This window comes from Staphylococcus sp. GDX8P114P-2, assembly GCF_017892945.1.
In the GTDB taxonomy this organism is placed as follows: domain Bacteria; phylum Bacillota; class Bacilli; order Staphylococcales; family Staphylococcaceae; genus Staphylococcus; species Staphylococcus arlettae.
Genome location: NZ_JAESMB010000008.1, coordinates 349,693 through 368,081 on the forward strand (window position 1 = coordinate 349,693; position 18,389 = coordinate 368,081).

General features: G+C 35.6%; 19 protein-coding genes. 7 read left to right on the top strand and 12 right to left on the bottom strand.

Annotated features, from left to right (window positions below; translation table 11 throughout):
* From KA845_RS04815 to KA845_RS04825, 3 genes are read right to left on the bottom strand one after another with little or no spacing between them, the layout of a single operon-like run.
* Positions 1 to 1,041: a Gfo/Idh/MocA family protein gene (locus KA845_RS04815; RefSeq protein WP_167868006.1), complete on the bottom strand. Its 1,041-nt coding sequence runs from the start codon at positions 1,039 to 1,041 to the stop codon at positions 1 to 3.
* Positions 1,042 to 1,059: 18 nt separating this feature from the next.
* Positions 1,060 to 1,776, bottom strand: coding sequence for a ThuA domain-containing protein (locus tag KA845_RS04820; protein ID WP_021459201.1), 717 nt, complete (start codon positions 1,774 to 1,776; stop codon positions 1,060 to 1,062).
* A 22-nt stretch (positions 1,777 to 1,798) separates the two neighbouring features.
* Complete coding sequence (locus KA845_RS04825) at positions 1,799 to 2,878, bottom strand: Gfo/Idh/MocA family protein (protein WP_103388026.1); 1,080 nt, start codon at positions 2,876 to 2,878, stop codon at positions 1,799 to 1,801.
* A gap of 225 nt (positions 2,879 to 3,103) precedes the next feature.
* Between KA845_RS04825 and KA845_RS04830 the strand changes: the two genes are divergently transcribed.
* Entirely contained in the window at positions 3,104 to 3,862 is a 759-nt protein-coding gene (locus KA845_RS04830) for a MurR/RpiR family transcriptional regulator (RefSeq protein WP_002510785.1), read from the top strand.
* Positions 3,863 to 3,967: 105 nt separating this feature from the next.
* On the opposite strand, the gene KA845_RS04835 is transcribed toward KA845_RS04830, so the two are convergent.
* From KA845_RS04835 to pta, 5 genes are all read right to left on the bottom strand, one after another.
* Positions 3,968 to 5,050 (bottom strand): phosphomevalonate kinase, encoded by a 1,083-nt coding sequence (locus tag KA845_RS04835; RefSeq protein ID WP_002510784.1) that lies wholly within the window; start codon positions 5,048 to 5,050, stop codon positions 3,968 to 3,970.
* Positions 5,051 to 5,062: 12 nt separating this feature from the next.
* Positions 5,063 to 6,046, bottom strand: a complete 984-nt coding sequence (gene mvaD, locus KA845_RS04840; RefSeq protein ID WP_002510783.1) for a diphosphomevalonate decarboxylase — start codon at positions 6,044 to 6,046, stop codon at positions 5,063 to 5,065.
* A gap of 4 nt (positions 6,047 to 6,050) precedes the next feature.
* Positions 6,051 to 6,974 (bottom strand): mevalonate kinase, encoded by a 924-nt coding sequence (mvk, locus tag KA845_RS04845; protein WP_021459202.1) that lies wholly within the window; start codon positions 6,972 to 6,974, stop codon positions 6,051 to 6,053.
* A gap of 397 nt (positions 6,975 to 7,371) precedes the next feature.
* Positions 7,372 to 8,211 carry a lipoate--protein ligase family protein gene (locus KA845_RS04850; protein ID WP_210127811.1) on the bottom strand — a complete coding sequence of 280 codons (840 nt, stop codon included), beginning with the start codon at positions 8,209 to 8,211 and terminating at the stop codon, positions 7,372 to 7,374.
* The gene (gene pta, locus KA845_RS04855; protein WP_103388025.1) at positions 8,211 to 9,200 is read right to left on the bottom strand and encodes a phosphate acetyltransferase; all 990 of its coding nucleotides are present in this window, start codon (positions 9,198 to 9,200) and stop codon (positions 8,211 to 8,213) included. The genes KA845_RS04850 and pta overlap by 1 nt, the downstream gene beginning before the upstream one ends.
* Positions 9,201 to 9,372: 172 nt before the next feature.
* On the opposite strand from pta, the gene hemQ reads away from it, so the two are divergent.
* The 3 genes from hemQ (at position 9,373) to KA845_RS04870 (ending at position 11,808) form a co-directional block, all read left to right on the top strand.
* Positions 9,373 to 10,122: a hydrogen peroxide-dependent heme synthase gene (gene hemQ / locus KA845_RS04860; RefSeq protein WP_002510779.1), complete on the top strand. Its 750-nt coding sequence runs from the start codon at positions 9,373 to 9,375 to the stop codon at positions 10,120 to 10,122.
* A gap of 451 nt (positions 10,123 to 10,573) precedes the next feature.
* Complete coding sequence (locus tag KA845_RS04865) at positions 10,574 to 11,344, top strand: threonine/serine exporter family protein (RefSeq protein WP_037580256.1); 771 nt, start codon at positions 10,574 to 10,576, stop codon at positions 11,342 to 11,344.
* Between the two features lie 11 nt (positions 11,345 to 11,355).
* Positions 11,356 to 11,808, top strand: a complete 453-nt coding sequence (locus tag KA845_RS04870; RefSeq protein ID WP_002510777.1) for a threonine/serine exporter family protein — start codon at positions 11,356 to 11,358, stop codon at positions 11,806 to 11,808.
* Between the two features lie 82 nt (positions 11,809 to 11,890).
* Here KA845_RS04870 and KA845_RS04875 read toward each other — a convergent pair whose 3' ends face one another.
* The 4 genes from KA845_RS04875 to KA845_RS04890 form a co-directional block, all read right to left on the bottom strand.
* Positions 11,891 to 13,372 (bottom strand): APC family permease, encoded by a 1,482-nt coding sequence (locus KA845_RS04875; protein WP_103388024.1) that lies wholly within the window; start codon positions 13,370 to 13,372, stop codon positions 11,891 to 11,893.
* 63 nt (positions 13,373 to 13,435) lie between these two features.
* Complete coding sequence (locus KA845_RS04880; RefSeq protein ID WP_002510775.1) at positions 13,436 to 13,798, bottom strand: DUF423 domain-containing protein; 363 nt, start codon at positions 13,796 to 13,798, stop codon at positions 13,436 to 13,438.
* Between the two features lie 24 nt (positions 13,799 to 13,822).
* The gene (locus KA845_RS04885; RefSeq protein WP_103388185.1) at positions 13,823 to 14,185 is read right to left on the bottom strand and encodes a DUF5327 family protein; all 363 of its coding nucleotides are present in this window, start codon (positions 14,183 to 14,185) and stop codon (positions 13,823 to 13,825) included.
* A gap of 5 nt (positions 14,186 to 14,190) precedes the next feature.
* Complete coding sequence (locus KA845_RS04890) at positions 14,191 to 14,862, bottom strand: uracil-DNA glycosylase (protein WP_103388023.1); 672 nt, start codon at positions 14,860 to 14,862, stop codon at positions 14,191 to 14,193.
* Between the two features lie 222 nt (positions 14,863 to 15,084).
* On the opposite strand from KA845_RS04890, the gene KA845_RS04895 reads away from it, so the two are divergent.
* The 3 genes from KA845_RS04895 (at position 15,085) to vraX (ending at position 18,028) form a co-directional block, all read left to right on the top strand.
* A complete protein-coding gene (locus KA845_RS04895) occupies positions 15,085 to 16,074 on the top strand; it encodes a choloylglycine hydrolase family protein (protein WP_103388022.1) in 990 nt (329 codons plus the stop codon).
* Between the two features lie 110 nt (positions 16,075 to 16,184).
* Positions 16,185 to 17,015: a bifunctional hydroxymethylpyrimidine kinase/phosphomethylpyrimidine kinase gene (gene thiD / locus KA845_RS04900; protein WP_021459209.1), complete on the top strand. Its 831-nt coding sequence runs from the start codon at positions 16,185 to 16,187 to the stop codon at positions 17,013 to 17,015.
* Positions 17,016 to 17,857: 842 nt separating this feature from the next.
* Positions 17,858 to 18,028, top strand: a complete 171-nt coding sequence (vraX, locus tag KA845_RS04905; RefSeq protein WP_002510771.1) for a C1q-binding complement inhibitor VraX — start codon at positions 17,858 to 17,860, stop codon at positions 18,026 to 18,028.
* Positions 18,029 to 18,389: the final 361 nt, after the last annotated feature.

The window sequence follows — 18,389 nt, forward strand, 5'->3', positions numbered from 1 at the left end:
CTATTCCATTACTATACTGTGACCTGTTTCACTACTGCGATAAATTGCATCGATAAGCTGATTAACAGTTTGTGCTTCTTCAGGTTGTACTACTAATGTATCTAGACCTAAACAACTATCTACAAAATTACGCGCCTGTTGTTGAGCTGCTTTATGTTCATCATGAGGCGCATCTGCACTTTCCGTAACAAATGTGCCGTATTTGGGTGTGTACGTTTCAAAAGGATAAACATTTAAGCCACCTTGCTCTCCCGAAATACTTATATGCATTTGATCTGCTTTGACATTTGCAGACCATGAACATTCAAAATGCATCGTTGCTCCATTATCAAAGGTAATAAAACTAGTGACGTGATCATCGACATCAAACGTTTCGTGATTTATTGCGCCCCATTCATTCAGTTGATTCGGCATTTTGCTTAAATTATTATACGTTTTGCTTAACACTTCTACCGGTTTGACTTCGCCTAAAAGCCATAATGATAAATCTAAAAAGTGACAACCGTAATCTATAAGACTACCGCCACCTTGTAATTCTTTATTCGTGAAGACTCCCCAACCCGGTACTTTTCGTCTACGTAGCGCTTGTACACGAATAACTAAAGGCTTACCGACAGCACCTGCTTCTACCGCTAATTTTGAACGTATCGCTGCTTCGGTATAACGATAATGATAAGCAATAGATAACAATTTATTGTGTTTACGCGCAGCTGCAACCATATCCTCACATTCTGTTGGTGTCATGGCCATCGGTTTTTCACATAACACATGGACTCCTGCTTGTAATGCGGCAATACTAATTTCCGCATGAAATTTATTCGGCGTACAAATTGTAACGGCGTCCACATATGGAAATACGTCATTATAATCAGTACATACATGTGGAATGTGATGCTGTTCAGCTATAGACTCCGCTAACTCTTGGTTAACATCATGGACTACGACCAATTCTACTCTATCGCTCATTTCTGTAAATGCAGGTATATGTCTACCTTGGGCAATACCACCGACACCAATAATTCCGATTTTTAATTTATCCACGTCAAGTGCCTCCTAGAATTATTTTTTTGTAATATGTTCTAATGGTTGAGCATTACCATAATCATGCTTTGGTGTCGCCTGGGGTTGCGCCCATTTCACAGCATTGCGAATCACTTGTTGTACATAATTATTATAATAAGTTGGATAAGTTTCATGGCCTGGTCGGAAATAGAATATTTTACCGTTTCCGCGCTTAAACGTCGCTCCACTTCTAAAAACTTCTCCACCTTCAAACCAGCTAATAAATATCGTTTCATCAGGCGCTGGAATATCAAAATGCTCTCCATACATTTCTTCTTTATCTAATTCAAAATACGACGGTAATCCAGTCGTAATTGGGTGTGTCGGATCAATAACCCATAAGCGCTCTCTATCATCTGCTTCACGCCATTTTAAATCACAAGTTGTGCCCATAAGTGTTTTGAATATTTTTGAAAAATGTCCTGAGTGTAACACAATAAGTCCCATACCATTAAGAACATGTGCTTTTACACGATCGACAATTGCATCGTCAACTTCATCATGGGCTTTGTGTCCCCACCAAATTAAGACATCCGTTTGTGCTAATACTGACTCTGTCAAACCATGTTCTGGTTGGTCTAACGTTGCTGTTGTCACCTTATGCTCATCTGTTAAAAATTGGGCAATGGCTTGATGAATCCCTTTAGGATAAACTTGACGTACCTCTTCATTCTCTTGTTCATGACGATATTCATTCCATACTGTTACTTTCATTTAATCACTCCTCAACTGAAATTTACTTATTGAAATACACTGCTTGACCACTTTGCGCAGATTGATAAATAGCTTCTAAAATTTGAGTAACAACTAGTGCTTCTTGTGGGTCAACTACTGGTTTTGTATCATTCAATATCGCATCAATCCAAGCTCTTGCCTCTACTTCTGCTTCATCTTCATCTTCGCCTTCATAAAAAGCAACACCTTCATTATCTAATGCAATATGCTTCGTATAGAGTTTGCCCATGTCTTCTCCGTGAATACGTAAGCCATCTTTCATATCAGCACCACCTTCAGTACCTGATAATGCACATTTTGCTTCGTCTTCATCTAAAGTGTTCAATGCCCAACTTGATTCTAAAATGATAGTAGCTCCATTAGTCATCTTAATATAACCAAATGCAGAATCTTCGACTGTAAATGCTTCAGGGTCCCAAGAATCCCAAGCATTAGCTGCATTTGCTTTTTGTCCTAGCTTATGAAAAATTGATCCCATAACCGATTCCGGTTCATAATTATCCATCATCCATAAAGTCAAATCTAAAGCATGTGTTCCAATATCGATGAGTGGTCCTCCACCTTGTTGTTGCTCATCTAAAAATACTCCCCAAGTTGGTACAGCACGACGGCGAATAGCTTGTGCCTTACCTAAATAAATTTCTCCTAAATCACCACGTTGCGTCACTTGACGTAAATACTGACTATCTGTTCTAAAACGGTTTTGATAACCAATTGTCAGCTTTTTGTTATTTCGTTTCGCAGCAGCAATCATATCTTTGGCCTCTGCAGTCGTTTTGGCCATTGGTTTCTCACACATCACATGTTTACCAGCGTCCAATGCTGCAACTGTTATATCTCTATGTGAACTATTCGGAGTACAAACATGAATAACATCAATAGAATTATCTGCTAATAGTTCACGATAATCTGTATAAACACGTGCTTCTTCACTGCCATAGTTATTAGCTGCATCTGTTGCGCGCGCTTGTTCAAGGTCACAAAAAGCTGTTAACCTCACTTCGTCAATAGCTTGTAGACTAGGTAAATGTTTACCATTTGCAATACCACCACAACCAATAATACCAACATTCAATTTCATGTATCTCATCCTTTCACCCTTTTAAGGAAGCGTTTTCATTTTAAGTTATTAAAAAACACAAATGACAATCATTTATGTTGCTATAAAATATTATGTTTGCATTAATCGTAATATAAAAGCTTCATATGACCAATAATTTTGACGTATTTAGAATTTATGTATTAATATTAGAATATATTTCCAAGTAGCGAAAAATTTTCCATGTTAGGTGTGAAATAATCTTTTATGATACTCGATCCTCTGATTAACAAACATTATGATGCTTTAAACGACAACGACTTACATATCATTAACGTTATTCATCAACATATTGACGAAATGGTAACAATGAAAATTCAAGATTTAAGTCACCTTACGCACACATCTATCTCAACCATTCATCGACTAGTAAAAAAATTAGGATTTGAAGGCTACAGTGATTTTAAATTTCATATTAAAATGGAACAACAACAAGCTGTACCCAAGCAACTGGTACATGCACATGCCGTTATGGAGGATGTCCAACGTACTGTGGAACATTTAGAAATGTTAGATTATACAGTGTTAAATCAACGTATTGATCAAGCTGAAATTATTTATATTTTTGGTACAGGCATGGCGCAACAAAATGTCGCCCGAGATGCCCAACGCCATATGCTCTCCATTTCCAAACGTGTTATTATCTTGAATGATGAAAGTGAATTGTTGTTAGCAATCGATCAAATGCGCGATACCGACTTACTTTTTATTATTTCGCTATCAGGCGCAACAAAACATATTGAATATCCAGTACAATTATTAAAAACACGCAACTTACCATACGTATCTATTACAACATTACAAGATAACTTTATAGCACAACATGCTATTTTTAACATTTATGTGAGCACTACGCCAATTACTTTTTTCAACCATAAACAATATTATAGCTTTACACCCTATTATGTAATTTTTGATTATATCGTGCGTACGTACCATGATTATAAAATTGCTCAAGATACATAAAAATGAGCTTGTTAGGTCAAAAGTAGTTGGTTTGATCTAGCAAGCTCATTTCAGTATATTCTATTACTTTTTAGTTTACGTGTTTAGACAATGTTTTATCGTCTACTATTGCCCATGATAAACATTAAATTCTAAAGGAATAACTTCATGTGATTTCCACTCTTTATAGATATGCTTTTTATTACTATCACTATTTATAATACTAATACCACAATCTCCACCGCCAGCGCCGGATGTTTTAGCGGCCCCGCCATGCTTTTCTGCAATTTCACATAGTGTTTTTAAATGTGGCGTTTCAATATCAATCGTCGCTTCATTATCCATTTGTTGAATGATTTTACGATTATGACGAATCATTTGTTGTACACCTTTAATATGGTTAGTTTTAAACGCATGTATGAGTTTTTCCACACAGGTATGAGATTGCTCTAAAAACTTGCCATAAAAAGTCGGATCTGCTTTTAGCCTTTTCACTTCACTCACTAAATGATGTGATGAAGCAGGCGAACCTGTCCATCCAATTAACACTTCCATATTTTCTGGTGCTTGCAATGGCTCAATATGTAACCCTGGCCAGTTTTTATTTAACACCTCATTGACAGAAGTATCTTCAATTTGTTGCATCACCCATTCGTGATCAAAAGTGCTATAGGCTAACCAACCTGTATACACACTCACTGCAATATCGCCACATGAACTTAGGCTTTGTAATTTCATATTAGCAATGACTGCTAATTTATAAATATATAAATTAGACAATTGCATATCATAAAACTCATTTAATGCTTTTATCACAGAAACTAAAACTGCTGCACTCGAACCTAGTCCATATTTATGACCAGATGCATCATCTAAATTACTATCAATAGTTAAATTAAAATGCTTTAAACTAATATCGTTACTACGTACATATTGCTCAAATACCTCAATCGCAGTAATTACATATTTTAGTTGTTTCGCAGCATGTAAATCTGACACTGCAATTTTGTCTTCTCGTCGCTGAAATGTCACTGGTTCATGATGTAATGTTTTAGAATGTATCGTACCTTGTGTTGCTAACGATGTTGTATCTTCAATAGAAGCTGTCACAAAACGATCTACTGCAATCAATACAGACTTATAGCCAGGTTCTGTAACTGCGTATTCTCCTGCAATATAGAGCTTTCCTGGTGCTTTTACTTGAATCATTTTATCTCTTCCTTATTCTATAATTTCTACTCCTGAACGCGTGATGTCACTTGCGATGATTTGGTGTGGTTCGAAATGTTGGTGTAATTGTTCAATTACATGAGCTTGATTATGTTTTTCCACTAAAATTTTAACATTAGGTCCTGCATCCATTGTGAAATAACATGGATAGCCTAATTCACGGCATTGATGAACCACTTCCATAGCTTGATAGCTTTCAGGCACTAAGTAAGTAAACGGGGGTTGCGCACCTAAATTGGTTGCATGCATTCGTAAGCCATTGGCTTCAATGACTTCACCAAGACCCTTAAAGTCCTTGCGTGATATCGCTTCTTTAACAGCTGCTATATCTTCATCTACATGGTCTAACCAATATTGATAAAACCTTGATGTATCACGTGTTAATGACATACCTGCACGGCTTGATACTTTTTTGGATTTATTATTGATAACAACAAAAATCATCGCTAGGTCATCTTCCCAACGATCGGCATCAATAGGAAAACTATATGATGTTGTATCATCGTACCCTTTTTCCCATTCAACGAAGCCTCCAAATATGCTACGAGATGCTGAACCTGAACCTCTACGCGCTAAACGCGACAGCTCTTTATCAGACCAACCTAATTGTAACGCTTCATTACATGCTGACGCTAAAGCTGCATACGCACTAGCAGATGAGGCTAAACCAGCTGCAGTAGGTACAAAATTTTCACTTTCAATATAGCTATACAAAGTAGTATTCGTCTTTGCTCTCAACATATCCATAAATCGAGTGATTTTTTTACTTTCTGCCGCATTAACAGTTTCACCATTTAACACTAAAGTATCCTCTGTATAAGATTCACTAAATGTCACTTTCGTTTCAGTATAAAACCGCTCTAGAGATACTGATAAACTATTATTCATAGGTAAAATTAAATCTTCATCTGCTTTTCCCCAATATTTTATCAATGCAATATTTGTATGTGCGCGTGCTTTACCGCTTTTAACCACCTTGTTAACCTCCTAAATTTTCAATCCATGTATGCTGCGCTCCAAGCTTTTGAGCGCTTTGTTCAATTTTTTTAGCAATTTCAAGCGTTTTTGCTAGTACTATCATACTGCCACCTCTACCACTGCCAGTCAGCTTACCTGCAACCGCGCCTAGCTTGTTGCTTTCTTCTAAAATTGTTTCAATTTTTTCATGACTTACAGTTAATAGTTTCAAATATTTTTGACACCAGTTAAATGCAGGTGCTAATTTTTCAAATTGGTGTTGTTCAATAGCGTTACGTGCATCATAAACTAGTTTACCAATTTCTTTAATATATTGCAGATATTTTTCCTCAGAAGCACACAATCTATGAACATCTTCTACAGATTGTTTGGTTGAACCTAAAATACCGGTATCAATTACAACCATATAGCCATCTAGGTCTAATGGCTTTAATGTCGTAACACTACCTTGTTTGAACCATACAGGTTTGTTTGACACAATGGTTTGGGCATCTATACCACTTGGTTTGCCATGTGCAATTTGTTCAGACCAATTCGTTTCTGCAATTAACGTTTCATCAGAAAGTGGTTGCTTGATAAAATCATAACTCGCACGTACAAATGCAACCGCAAAAGCAGCACTTGAACCTAACCCTCTTGAAGGTGGCAAATTTGTTTCAGTTGTTATTTTAATTGGTTGTGTCACGTTATGACGTTCAATAAATCTTGTAACCACTGCCTTTAAATGTTCTGGTGCTTCCGCTAGCGAGCCTCTGTAGACATCACTATCAATTTCTGAAGTTGCATGTTGTTCTAGTGAAACTATTGTTGCCTTTACTTTTCCAGAAGTAAATGGAATGGCAATTGCTGGTTGACCAAAAGTAACTGCATGCTCACCAATTAATATCACTTTTCCATTTGCTTCCCCATATCCATATTGTGCCATTTTCTCAATCACCTTTAGATTATTGTTAATTTTCATTCAGTATTTCTCTTTTACTACAGTTCTACTAGGAAGCATGTTTGAAATTTCCACTCCATAAACAGCATTGAATTAGCAGCACTATGGTTGTCTTTGGTGAAAATCAATACTCACTCATCCAAAATTAACACCTGCTACTAATTCATAACCATACTTCTCCATTATAATGCGCAATTATATTATATTCAAAAAGTTACGCTATTTTCTGGTTTTTTATTTTTCAGAAATACTACACTTTTACTATATTACTTTTTTAATTTCTATAATTCAACAAAAAGAAAAAGGTACACTAAACAATCGTGTCCAGTGTACCTTACTACAGCACCGTTTAAGTTAATTTTATTAAAATTACAAAATAATCTTATATATCCATTCGATTATTTAATTTTTCATTACGTGCAATCATTTTGTCAAAGTAGCCATCATAACGTTCCCATTCTGTTTCAGTAATGGGTTCCATATTTAAACGGGCACCTAAATCTTTCATTGCATATAACAATTGGAACATTGCGTCTTGGACTGTGATTTCTCTATTCAACAAAGTCTCAAGTGATGCCATATAGTTTGGCTCAATATTAGGATATTTAAATTTTGTTGATTCGCCTTTCAATGCGCGTTCATAAAATGTTTTCATCATTTCAGCGCGTTCAGCTCCAGAACCTTCGACACACAAATAAATTTGTACAGCTATTCCACCACGTACGCGACGTTGTGAAATGCCAGCAAATTTTTTGCCGTTAATACTCAAATCAAATTTACCTGGACAATAAGATTGCGTTATTTCGTGTGTTTCAATTTCTACACCTTCATCTTCGAACATCTTAGCAATCAATAAATACATAACTGTAAAAGCTTCATCTATTGTAGTTTCAGTTTTACCTTTAAATATTAATGAAATATTCAAAATGCCTTGGTCTAAAACTACACCCAGACCACCTGAATTTCTCACAATCGCATTATAACCTTGTTCCTCAGTTAAAAATCTAATGCCATCATGCAAATAAGGTAGTCGTGAATCATGAATTCCTAAAATAACGGTATGCTGATGTACCCACGTACGTACCACATTTGGTGAATCATCATTACCTACACTTTCACAAAAAGTATCATCAAACGCAAAAGATTGCATTGGCGCTAAACCAGAAGAATGATCAATATAACGCCAATCTATACTATTAAAATATTTACTTGCTAAGTCCATTATTGTAGTGCTTGAGCTGCAGTAATGATTGAAAGATTATAAACGTCTTCAGTTGAACAGCCTCGAGATAAGTCATTAACTGGAGAGTTTAAACCTTGTAAAACAGGTCCAACTGCATCAAATCCACCTAAACGTTGTGCAATTTTATAACCAATATTACCCGCTTCTAAACTTGGGAAAATAAAGACATTTGCATCGCCTTGAATTTGAGCACCTGGTGCTTTTTTCTTCGCAACTTCAGGAACAATCGCTGCGTCAAATTGGAATTCGCCATCAACAATAACATCTTCTAATTGTGCTTCAGCAATTTTTTCTTGTGCTAATTCAACTGCAGTTGAAACTTTTTCAACATCATCTGATTTAGCAGAACCTTTAGTTGAGAAGCTTAACATTGCCACACGTGGTGACATACCAAATGATTGTGCTGATTTTGCACTCTCTACAGCAATTTCAGCTAAATCTTGTGCTTCTAATGTAGGATTAATTGCACAGTCACCAAAAATATACTGTTGATCATCTTTAATCATAAAGAAGATACCAGATGTTTTAGATACTCCAGGCTTTGTCTTGATGATTTGTAATGCAGGTCTAACTGTATCACCCGTAGAATGTGCAGCCCCACTCACTAGACCTTGAGCTTTACCAGTGTATACAAGCATAGTACCGAAATAGTTCACGTTTTGTAACATTTCTTGTGCTTGTTCTTCAGTTGCTTTACCTTTACGACGTTCTACAAATGCTTCTACTAATTCTTGTTTTAAGTCACTTGTTGCTGGATCGATTAATTCTATTTGAGCAATGTCGAAACCTTTATCTGCTGCTAAAGCTTTTACATTTGCTTCATTTCCTAATAATACTGGTGTCACATAATCTGTTGCTTGTAATTCTACCGCAGCAGCTAACACACGCTCATCTTCACCTTCTGGCAGAACGATTCTGACATTTTTCCCTGAAAGTTTTTCTTGTAATACATCTAATAAAGACATAATAGCCTCCTTGAAATTTTGAGTATAGTTTATAGTGATTTTCCTTTGTCATTATACGTTATTTTGCGATAGAATTCCATGTCACCAATTTGTAAACATTTACTTATGTTATCAAGATACCTTTATGATAGAATTTTCAGTGAGGTATTAAGTATTTTATAAAGGAGCGATTTAAATGCCACAAGCACCTGAAACATTAGATGGATGGTACAGTTTACATTTATTTTATGCAATAGATTGGACTACATTACGTCTATTACCATCTGAAGAACGTCAAGCGATGGTAGATGAATTACAATCTTTTTTAACAACACACGAAGCAGCACGTACAAATAATGTAGGCGACCATGCGCTTTATAATATTACTGGTCAAAAAGCAGACCTATTACTATGGGTACTACGCCCTGAATTAAAAATGTTAAATGCTATTGAAAATGACTTTAATAAATTAAAAATAGCAGATTATTTAATTCCAACTTATTCATATGTTTCCATCATTGAACTTGGTAATTATTTAGCTGGTAAATCTGATGAAGATCCATATGAAAACCCACATATTAAACCACGTTTATATCCAGAACTACCACATGCCGAGTACATTTGCTTCTATCCTATGGATAAACGTCGTAACGAAACATATAACTGGTATATGTTGCCATTAGAAAAACGTCAAGAGTTAATGTATGCACATGGTAAAATCGGCCGTCAATACGCAGGTAAAATCAAACAATTTATTACTGGTTCAGTAGGATTGGATGATTACGAATGGGGCGTAACATTATTCGCAGATGACCCATTGCAATTTAAAAAAATCGTTTATGAAATGCGCTTTGATGAAACAACAGCACGCTATGGTGATTTTGGTAGCTTTTATGTTGGTCATATCCTACCGACATCTGAGCTTGCAACATTCTTTAAACTATAACAACACCACTACTGTTCGTTGTTAGCAGGCTAAACACGTAATTTTTGTACATCAAGTGTAGCGACACAATTTAACTGAGTAAATGCTCAATGTTAGGTTGGCTACACTTATGTATAAAGAAAATAGTAAAATTTCAAATATAAAAAAGCACACTTGTGAGCAAACAAGTGTGCTTTCTGTAGTGTGTCTAGGAGAACATTAATCACCACTTAATAATTAACTGCTGTTTATATTGTCGCTACTCAATATATCAGTAACAGTTAACTATTATTAGTTTATCCGAAATATAAATCGCGCAAACATAAAGTCGCAAAATACATGCTGCACAATATATTTTTTATCTTAATACGACTCCTAACAAAACAAAACACTCATTCCATGTTACAATAAACGAAATTAATCTTACTTAAAAAGCCCAACGCTAAAGAATAAACTATAACTTGGTGATGATATGACAAACATACAATACAATGAAACCTATGAAGAAAAGTTAACAAAAGATGTAATCCTCTTAGCAGGACGTATATTATTAGAATCCGGAGCGGAAGGCACACGCGTCGAAGATACTATGACACGTATTGCCAATCAGTTGGGATATCATGAAAGTAATAGTTTTGTTACTAATACAGTAATCAATTTTATGTTGCACAATGAAACTTATCCTAGAGTCTTTCGTATTAAATCTCGAGACACTAATTTATTCCGTATTTCACGTACTAATGGTGTTTCACGTAGATTAATAGCTGGTTCTCTGTCTTTAGAGGAAGCTTATACTGAATTAGAACAAATCTATACTGAACAAAGTATTCAACATGATTTAGTATTCAAATTTATTGCAGCAAGCATCGTGTCACTGAGCTTTTTATATTTACAAGATGGCAAACTCATAGACATTTTGACTGCCCTACTTGCCGGCTCATTTGGTTACTTAGTTACAGAAATACTAAGCCGTAAATTACATACACATTTTATTCCTGAATTTATGGGCGCTCTAGTTATCGGCTTTATAGCCGTCACAGGCCATAACCTTATACCAGGAGGTTCTGTTGAAACTATTATCATTGCGTCTGTTATGCCAATAGTGCCCGGAGTCCTAATTACCAATTCAATACAAGATTTGTTTGGTGGGCATATGCTGATGTTTATTACTAAGTCTTTAGAGGCTTTAGTTACAGCCTTTGGCATTGGTGCAGGTGTTGGGACAATCTTAATTATTTTTTAGGGGTGCTGATTATGTTTTGGATCTTAAATTTAATTTTTAGCTATTTAGCAGCATTATTTTTTGGTGTCATCTTTGATGTCCCCAAACGGTTATATCATACAACAGGTATCGTTGGTGCATGCGGTTGGATCGTTTACACTATCTTTTATGATACTTTAGAGTTCCATACCATTTATTCAAATTTCTTTGGCGGTTTAGCACTCGGTTTATTAAGTCATGTAATGGCCCGATATAAAAAAGAACCAGTTATTTTATTTATGGTGCCTGGCATCATCCCTCTCGTACCAGGTGGATTAGCTTTTGATGCTACTAAGAATTTAATTCTTATTCAATTTAGTAAAGCAATTAATACAATGCTAGAGGTCACATTAATCGCTGGTGCTATTGCCTTAGGCTTACTCTTTGCAGATCAAATTTCTAAACTAATCATTACTGGAACAAAACGAACGATACGCAAAATCTAAAGCCCCTATAGTATTGCACCTCAATTAAAATATAATTACGCATTAAAAAGACTGTCGACAGTTGCCGACAGTCTTTTTTTAGTTATTTTGATTCTTGTGTTGACGTATTCACTATTTCATCTACATCTTTCGCGGATTGATTTAAGATCATTTGACTTAAATAATCATTATTAATACGTTTTAATTTCGGATAACGGAAAACAAAGAATCCTAATCCTATAATCGCCCATACACCTAATGCTATATATGAAGGTGTTGATAATGCCGCTGGTGAACCGGGTACTAATAATAACAATAAGAAAATAAATGATACGATTGAGCCTAAAATCGCAAAGGTCTTGTATATTGGACCATACGTATTGCTCGCTTTATTATAGCTAAATAATTTGGCCGCAGATAAACATGTAATAAAATAAGCAATTGACACGCCAGTCGATGACATATCAACAATCCACGTCAATGCCGTACGTCCTAACCATGGTGCAATTAACGTAATAGCTACTAAAAAGATAATAGCTACATATGGTGTCTTGTATCGACGGTGTAATTTACTAAATACTGTAGGCATGATACCTGAGCGCCCCATTGAAAAGAGCAAGCGACTAGAACTCATTAAAAAGCCATTCAATCCAGTAAAAATCCCCATGATAATAGCAATTGCTAAGATTGCTAAACCTATGTGACCGAACGCCTCACGTGTCACCGCACCTGTTAACCATAAATTACCATTTACACTACTTGCATTCGTACTCAACCAACCTGTAAACAAGAGCATTACGACATAAGTTAACGCCGAAGCTAATAAACTATACACAATTAGTTTAAATGTTTTGTTAGGTGAAAAATCAAATTCTTCTGCAGTTTGTGGAATATTGTCAAAACCAACATAAGCCCACGGAGCAACTGCTACAATCATTATAATCGACGTAAACCATCCTTCTGACTTATTAGCCAGTGGCTGTAAATTGTCTAATGAAAAATTACTACCAAAAAATGAGCCGAAAAATAATAATAATACAGTTATTACTAATGCCACACAAAAATAATATTGTAACGAGCCTGACACGCTAGCTCCTTTAATTGCAATGCCCATAAATACTAATAATAATACAGATGCGATTATTATTTCAGTAATATAAACATCCCAACCTGCAATGGTATACAATTTACCTACTTCTAATACGCCAGGCATTAAAAATTTAATTAATAAGCTAAATGCTGTGGCATTTAACGCAACCACACATATGTAACCAAATGTGAGGAACCATGATGAAAAAAAACTCACATAACGTCCAAAACCTAAAAAACTAAATGCAAATGCTCCACCAGATACCGGAAAACGTTCCACTAACGCTCCATAACTGACGGCGATTAAAATCATCAACAGCGCACCTATAGTAATACCGATAGCCGCTGCTATAGGGCCAGACTGACCAATCCAGTCTCCAGGGAGTATAAATGCTCCCCAGCCAATACATGAGCCATATGCAATCGCCCATACAAATTTTTCAGAGAGATTTTGTTTCAAATCTCCCCTATCTATTTCTACATTTTTTCTACTCATTTAAAAAACTCACCTCATGGAGTGTATTATACCCATAAGACGAGCTTTTTTAACATAAAAAAATTATAATTTAATTGTTGCAATGACTAACATTAACCAGCCTGCGATAAATAACAAACCACCAATAGGTGTAATAGCGCCTAGAATTTTAATTTGAGTTAACGCTAAAATATAAAGTGAACCACTGAAAAATACAATGCCTAAGAATATTAACCAGCCTGCCCAGTTTACATTAATTGAAGTTGTACCACTTAATATACCTAAAACTAATAAGCCTAGACCATGGTACATTTGGTATGTTGTAGCTTTTTCCCATACAGACATATATTTATCAGAGAGTTTTCCCTCTAAACCATGTGCGCCAAATGCACCTGTACCTACTGCCATCAAAGCATTCAAGGCACCTAAAATAATAAACACTTTCATCATTTTGCTCTCCATCCTTTTCTATTAAAAATCAAAAATAGACTCACCATTACCAATTTCATCATCCGTAGTTAATCTATTACTGTCCAAACTTGTTGGGCTAGCTTTGTGTTGTTGCATTGACTGTGACACTTTACCACCCATAGCTTTAATTTCCGCTGCAGATACTTGTTTTTTTGACTGATCACTTGGTATCTGTGTGGAGACACTAGAACTCACTTCAGATGCTAATGGATAAGACGTAGTATGTTGCTTAGTTGATGTTGTATATAACGAAGTCAAAGTATGAATTGCATACATATGCTTTTCAAACTCTGTTTCGTTACTTGCCTCTTCAGCTTGTAGTAATTCATTTTCAATAAGTTGAATCATTTTATCTTTATTCATCATTATCACTCACCTTCACACCAACGAATTGGTTGAATACCTTTAGATTTTAAATAAGCATTGGCTGTCGAATATGGTTTAGAACCAAAGAAACCTCTATACGCAGAAAGCGGACTCGGATGAGGCGCTTTAATGACTTTATGTTTTGAGGTATCGATAAGCTTAACTTTATCCTGTGCAGGCTTTCCCCATAAGATAAAAACCACATCTGAGCACTGTTCTGACACTGTTTGGATAATCTCATTGGTAAATAGCTCCCAACCAATATTTCTATGTGAATGTGCTTCACCAGCACGTACTGTCAATACAGTGTTTAATAATAAGACACCTTCTTTTGCCCAGTCTTGCAAGTGTGGTGACGTACGCTCACACCCTATATCATCTGCCAGTTCCTTGTACATATTTCTTAATGATGGTGGAAACTTAGCATTAGGCTGTACAGAAAAAGCTAAACCATGTGCTTGATTGGGTCCATGATAAGGATCCTGTCCTAAGATAACTACTTTCACTTTATCCAATGGTGTTAAATCAAATGCTTGATATATATTTTCACGCTCTGGATAAACCGTTTGCGTCGAATATTCTTGTTCTAAAAAATCATGCATAGCCTTAAAGTCATGACGTGTTGTAATATCATGAAATACCTCTGACCATTCCATACTGTTCACCTCACGCATCATCATAACATATAGCAAAAAGTTACGTTACTACAATAATACCATCATACACTATGGTGAGTAAGCAATGAAATAACGGTAAGTACACAAATTCAACAATTTTGCGAACCTCTCCACTTTGTTAACTTTCACAAAGAAATAGTTAACGATATTAATTGCATTACTTCTTCTCATTCGTTTATGCTAATGACAAATGCTATCTTCATCAAGGGAGTGATTCATATGTGTACAGGTTTTTCGTTATTCACTAACAAACAACATCATTACTTAGCAAGAACTATGGATTTTGCGTTTGAATTTAATAGTGTACCTATAGCCGTTCCTAGAAATTATCATTACCAATTTGATTTAGAGGAAGCGACTAAACTCAACTATGGTTTTATCGGTACGGGGGTTAAAGTAGGACGTTATCGTTTCGGCGATGGTATAAATGAACATGGACTTAGTGTCTCTAATCATTATTTTACAGGAGAAGCGAGTTACGCTACGGAGAAAGAACAAGGCTTTATTAACCTAGCCCCTGAAGAATTTATCGTCTGGGTATTAGGATTCGTTAAAGATATTGCCGACTTAAAATATAAAGCCGCTCGTCTCAATATTATGAACATTAAAAATCCAGCATTAGATGTAGTACCTCCATTACATTTCCTTATTACAGATCGACATGGCTACACTGTTGCAGTCGAACCCCATGATGGCAAATTAATTGTCAAAGACAATTACGTCAATGTACTAACAAATGCACCTAATTTAGAGTGGCACATTGAAAATTTACGTAACTATCCTTTTTTAACACCAACAAAACATCAACCCAAAGTAACGGGAAAAGTGTTAATTCGACCAATGGGCGTAGAGGGTGGCACAGCCGGACTACCTGGTGGCTATACATCTACTGAACGTTTTGTCCGTGCCTCATACTTACGTAATAATTTAGAAGATGCACAAGATGAAACTACGAATATTACAAATTGCTTTAAAGTGTTAGATGCTGTAAGTATTCCTCGTGGTGCTGTAATCGATGCACAGGAAACGCATTACACACAATATCAATTAGTGTTAGATAGTAAGACCAAAACATATTATATTAAACCTTATTATAATAATACTTTATTCCAAATCACGTTAACTGAAGCTCTGCTTTCTGCTGCTGATTTAACATATTTCCCTCTCGAAAATACTTTTTCAACAGTCTCACTAAATGACAATGACTAGGTGTCAAAATGACATCTAGTTTGTTGCCGGAGTTTAAGTATTAGTATTTTGCATATTTGCTAAACATGATATGATATAGATAAATTATTTTTGGGAGTGAACAATTTATAATGGCACTAAAAAAAACGTTAACAATTGCAGGTTCTGACACAAGTGCCGGAGCTGGTATGCAAGCTGATTTAAAAACTTTTCAAGAATTACAAACGTATGGCATAGTTGCTTTAACTTCTATCGTTACTATGGATAAGGCCACTTGGTCACATGACGTAACACCAATCCCATTTGACGTCTTTGAAAAACAACTAGAAACTGCCATTTCAATTGGACCTGACGCTGTAAAAACAGGTATGTTAGGCACGGAAGAAATCATTAAGCGTGCTGGTGAAGCTTATGTACAATCTGGTGCAGATTACTTTGTAGTTGATCCAGTAATGGTATGTAAGGGTGAAGATGAAGTACTTAACCCGGGAAATACAGATGCTATGATTGAATACCTATTACCTAAGGCAACTGTTGTAACACCTAACTTATTTGAAGCAGGACAGTTATCACAATTAGGCAAATTAACGTCTATAGCCGACATGAAAAAAGCAGCACAAATCATTCATGACCAAGGTGCACAACACGTTATCATTAAAGGTGGAAAAGCCTTAGATCAAGATAAATCATATGATTTATACTATGATGGCGAGCAGTATTATCAACTCACAACCCCTATGTTCCAACAAAGTTACAATCACGGTGCAGGATGTACATTTGCTGCCGCAACAACAGCTTACCTAGCAAATGGTAAATCACCAAAAGAAGCAGTAATCGCTGCAAAAGCATTTGTTGCTTCCGCTATTAAAAACGGTTGGAAAATGAATCAATTTGTCGGTCCAGTCGATCACGGTGCACATAACCGTGTCGAACATATCGATGTAGAAGTAACAGAAGTATAATTCATCGTCATAAAATAACTAAATAACATACACATGAATATCTCTGACTAAAAAACATCAATTTCTATTGTAAGATATAGTAATTGATGTTTTCTTTAGTTTTATGAAAATTTGTTGATTGCTAAACTACTGCCCTTCCTATATTCAATGTCATTAAGACAAACACAAGTTCTTGTTTAACTTTTATGTTTTCGAAGATCCTTATATTTGATTAACCAAATATAAATTGTACCGATTTTGAAACGTGCTGACGCCCGGGGAAATAGTATGCGTGAGAGACTACAGGCTCGATCCATACCCCAGGCAAGCATGCACGGTCAAAATCGATTGTTTTTTAATAACAAAGTACATGTTGTATCGATTTTGTATCATGTTGATGCCCGAGGAAATAGTACGAGTGAGAGACTACAGGCTCGAACCATCCCCCTAGTCAAGCATGCACAGTCAAAATCGAATATTTAAAATGGACATTTATATCCTAATCTCATCTTAAATCACTGTTCACTATGCAACTTAACAACCCACTCCTCTTAACTTACATAATAATAAAGTCGTAGGATAAGTTAATACACAAGACTCATGCATGCGGTTATACCCTGTAATATAATAAAATTGTAGCGAACAAAGGAGGTAAGTTTCATTAGTAATCTACAAGTTAGGTTAACTAACGCTAGTATCCCAATTGTACAAAAACGCTACAAACACATTAAAACAATAGAACATAAACTTTACATTTTAAACTTAGACGATAGTCGTAGTATAAATTGATACCCTAGCCCCATGAAAATCAAATCATATTACGATACCATATTAAGTGTAGAGAGCAAAGGAGGTATTACATCATGATTATTTATAGACAAGCTTTTGACAATGGTAATCCAATTTATGAAATTATTACTAAAACCTTCAAAACCATTACAGTAAAATGTGATGAACATTTTAGTAATAATGAATTATACAAATTACTCTCTCTACTAGAGCACGATGTTGATAACATGAAACTAAGTTATTAACACTTCACACCTTAGAACAACAAAATACTGTACCAAGACTTAAAAGATTGAACATAAAATTACTCCCCAAAAAGTATGAATAAAGTCGTATTTAAAGTACTTGCTAAGCTGTCCCCTTACGCATGATACTTTTAAACACACAACCCTAAAAACTCACTTTTAAGCGGCGATAAAGCAGTTAGATTAAAGATTGTCCCCTTTAATAACCTGGAGAGCACCTCGAGGTTTACTAACTCAATCGTCGCTTTTAGTATGTAAAAAAGGGAGTGGGACAGAAATCTGATTTTGAAAAAATGATTTCGTCGTCCCACCCCGGCAAGGATGACTAGCGTTGAAAAAAGCTTGGTTTAAAGCGCATTTT

Bases quoted from the DNA above. Each gene is read 5' to 3' on its own strand.
- KA845_RS04820 (WP_021459201.1), bottom strand. From the start codon at position 1,776: ATGAAAGTAACAGTATGGAATGAATATCGTCATGAACAAGAGAATGAA.
- KA845_RS04825 (WP_103388026.1), bottom strand. From the start codon at position 2,878: ATGAAATTGAATGTTGGTATTATTGGTTGTGGTGGTATTGCAAATGGT.
- KA845_RS04830 (WP_002510785.1), top strand. From the start codon at position 3,104: ATGATACTCGATCCTCTGATTAACAAACATTATGATGCTTTAAACGAC.
- KA845_RS04835 (WP_002510784.1), bottom strand. From the start codon at position 5,050: ATGATTCAAGTAAAAGCACCAGGAAAGCTCTATATTGCAGGAGAATAC.
- mvk (WP_021459202.1), bottom strand. From the start codon at position 6,974: ATGGCACAATATGGATATGGGGAAGCAAATGGAAAAGTGATATTAATT.
- KA845_RS04850 (WP_210127811.1), bottom strand. From the start codon at position 8,211: ATGGACTTAGCAAGTAAATATTTTAATAGTATAGATTGGCGTTATATT.
- hemQ (WP_002510779.1), top strand. From the start codon at position 9,373: ATGCCACAAGCACCTGAAACATTAGATGGATGGTACAGTTTACATTTA.
- KA845_RS04865 (WP_037580256.1), top strand. From the start codon at position 10,574: ATGACAAACATACAATACAATGAAACCTATGAAGAAAAGTTAACAAAA.
- KA845_RS04870 (WP_002510777.1), top strand. From the start codon at position 11,356: ATGTTTTGGATCTTAAATTTAATTTTTAGCTATTTAGCAGCATTATTT.
- KA845_RS04875 (WP_103388024.1), bottom strand. From the start codon at position 13,372: ATGAGTAGAAAAAATGTAGAAATAGATAGGGGAGATTTGAAACAAAAT.
- KA845_RS04880 (WP_002510775.1), bottom strand. From the start codon at position 13,798: ATGAAAGTGTTTATTATTTTAGGTGCCTTGAATGCTTTGATGGCAGTA.
- KA845_RS04885 (WP_103388185.1), bottom strand. From the start codon at position 14,185: ATGAATAAAGATAAAATGATTCAACTTATTGAAAATGAATTACTACAA.
- KA845_RS04890 (WP_103388023.1), bottom strand. From the start codon at position 14,862: ATGCGTGAGGTGAACAGTATGGAATGGTCAGAGGTATTTCATGATATT.
- KA845_RS04895 (WP_103388022.1), top strand. From the start codon at position 15,085: ATGTGTACAGGTTTTTCGTTATTCACTAACAAACAACATCATTACTTA.
- thiD (WP_021459209.1), top strand. From the start codon at position 16,185: ATGGCACTAAAAAAAACGTTAACAATTGCAGGTTCTGACACAAGTGCC.
- vraX (WP_002510771.1), top strand. From the start codon at position 17,858: ATGATTATTTATAGACAAGCTTTTGACAATGGTAATCCAATTTATGAA.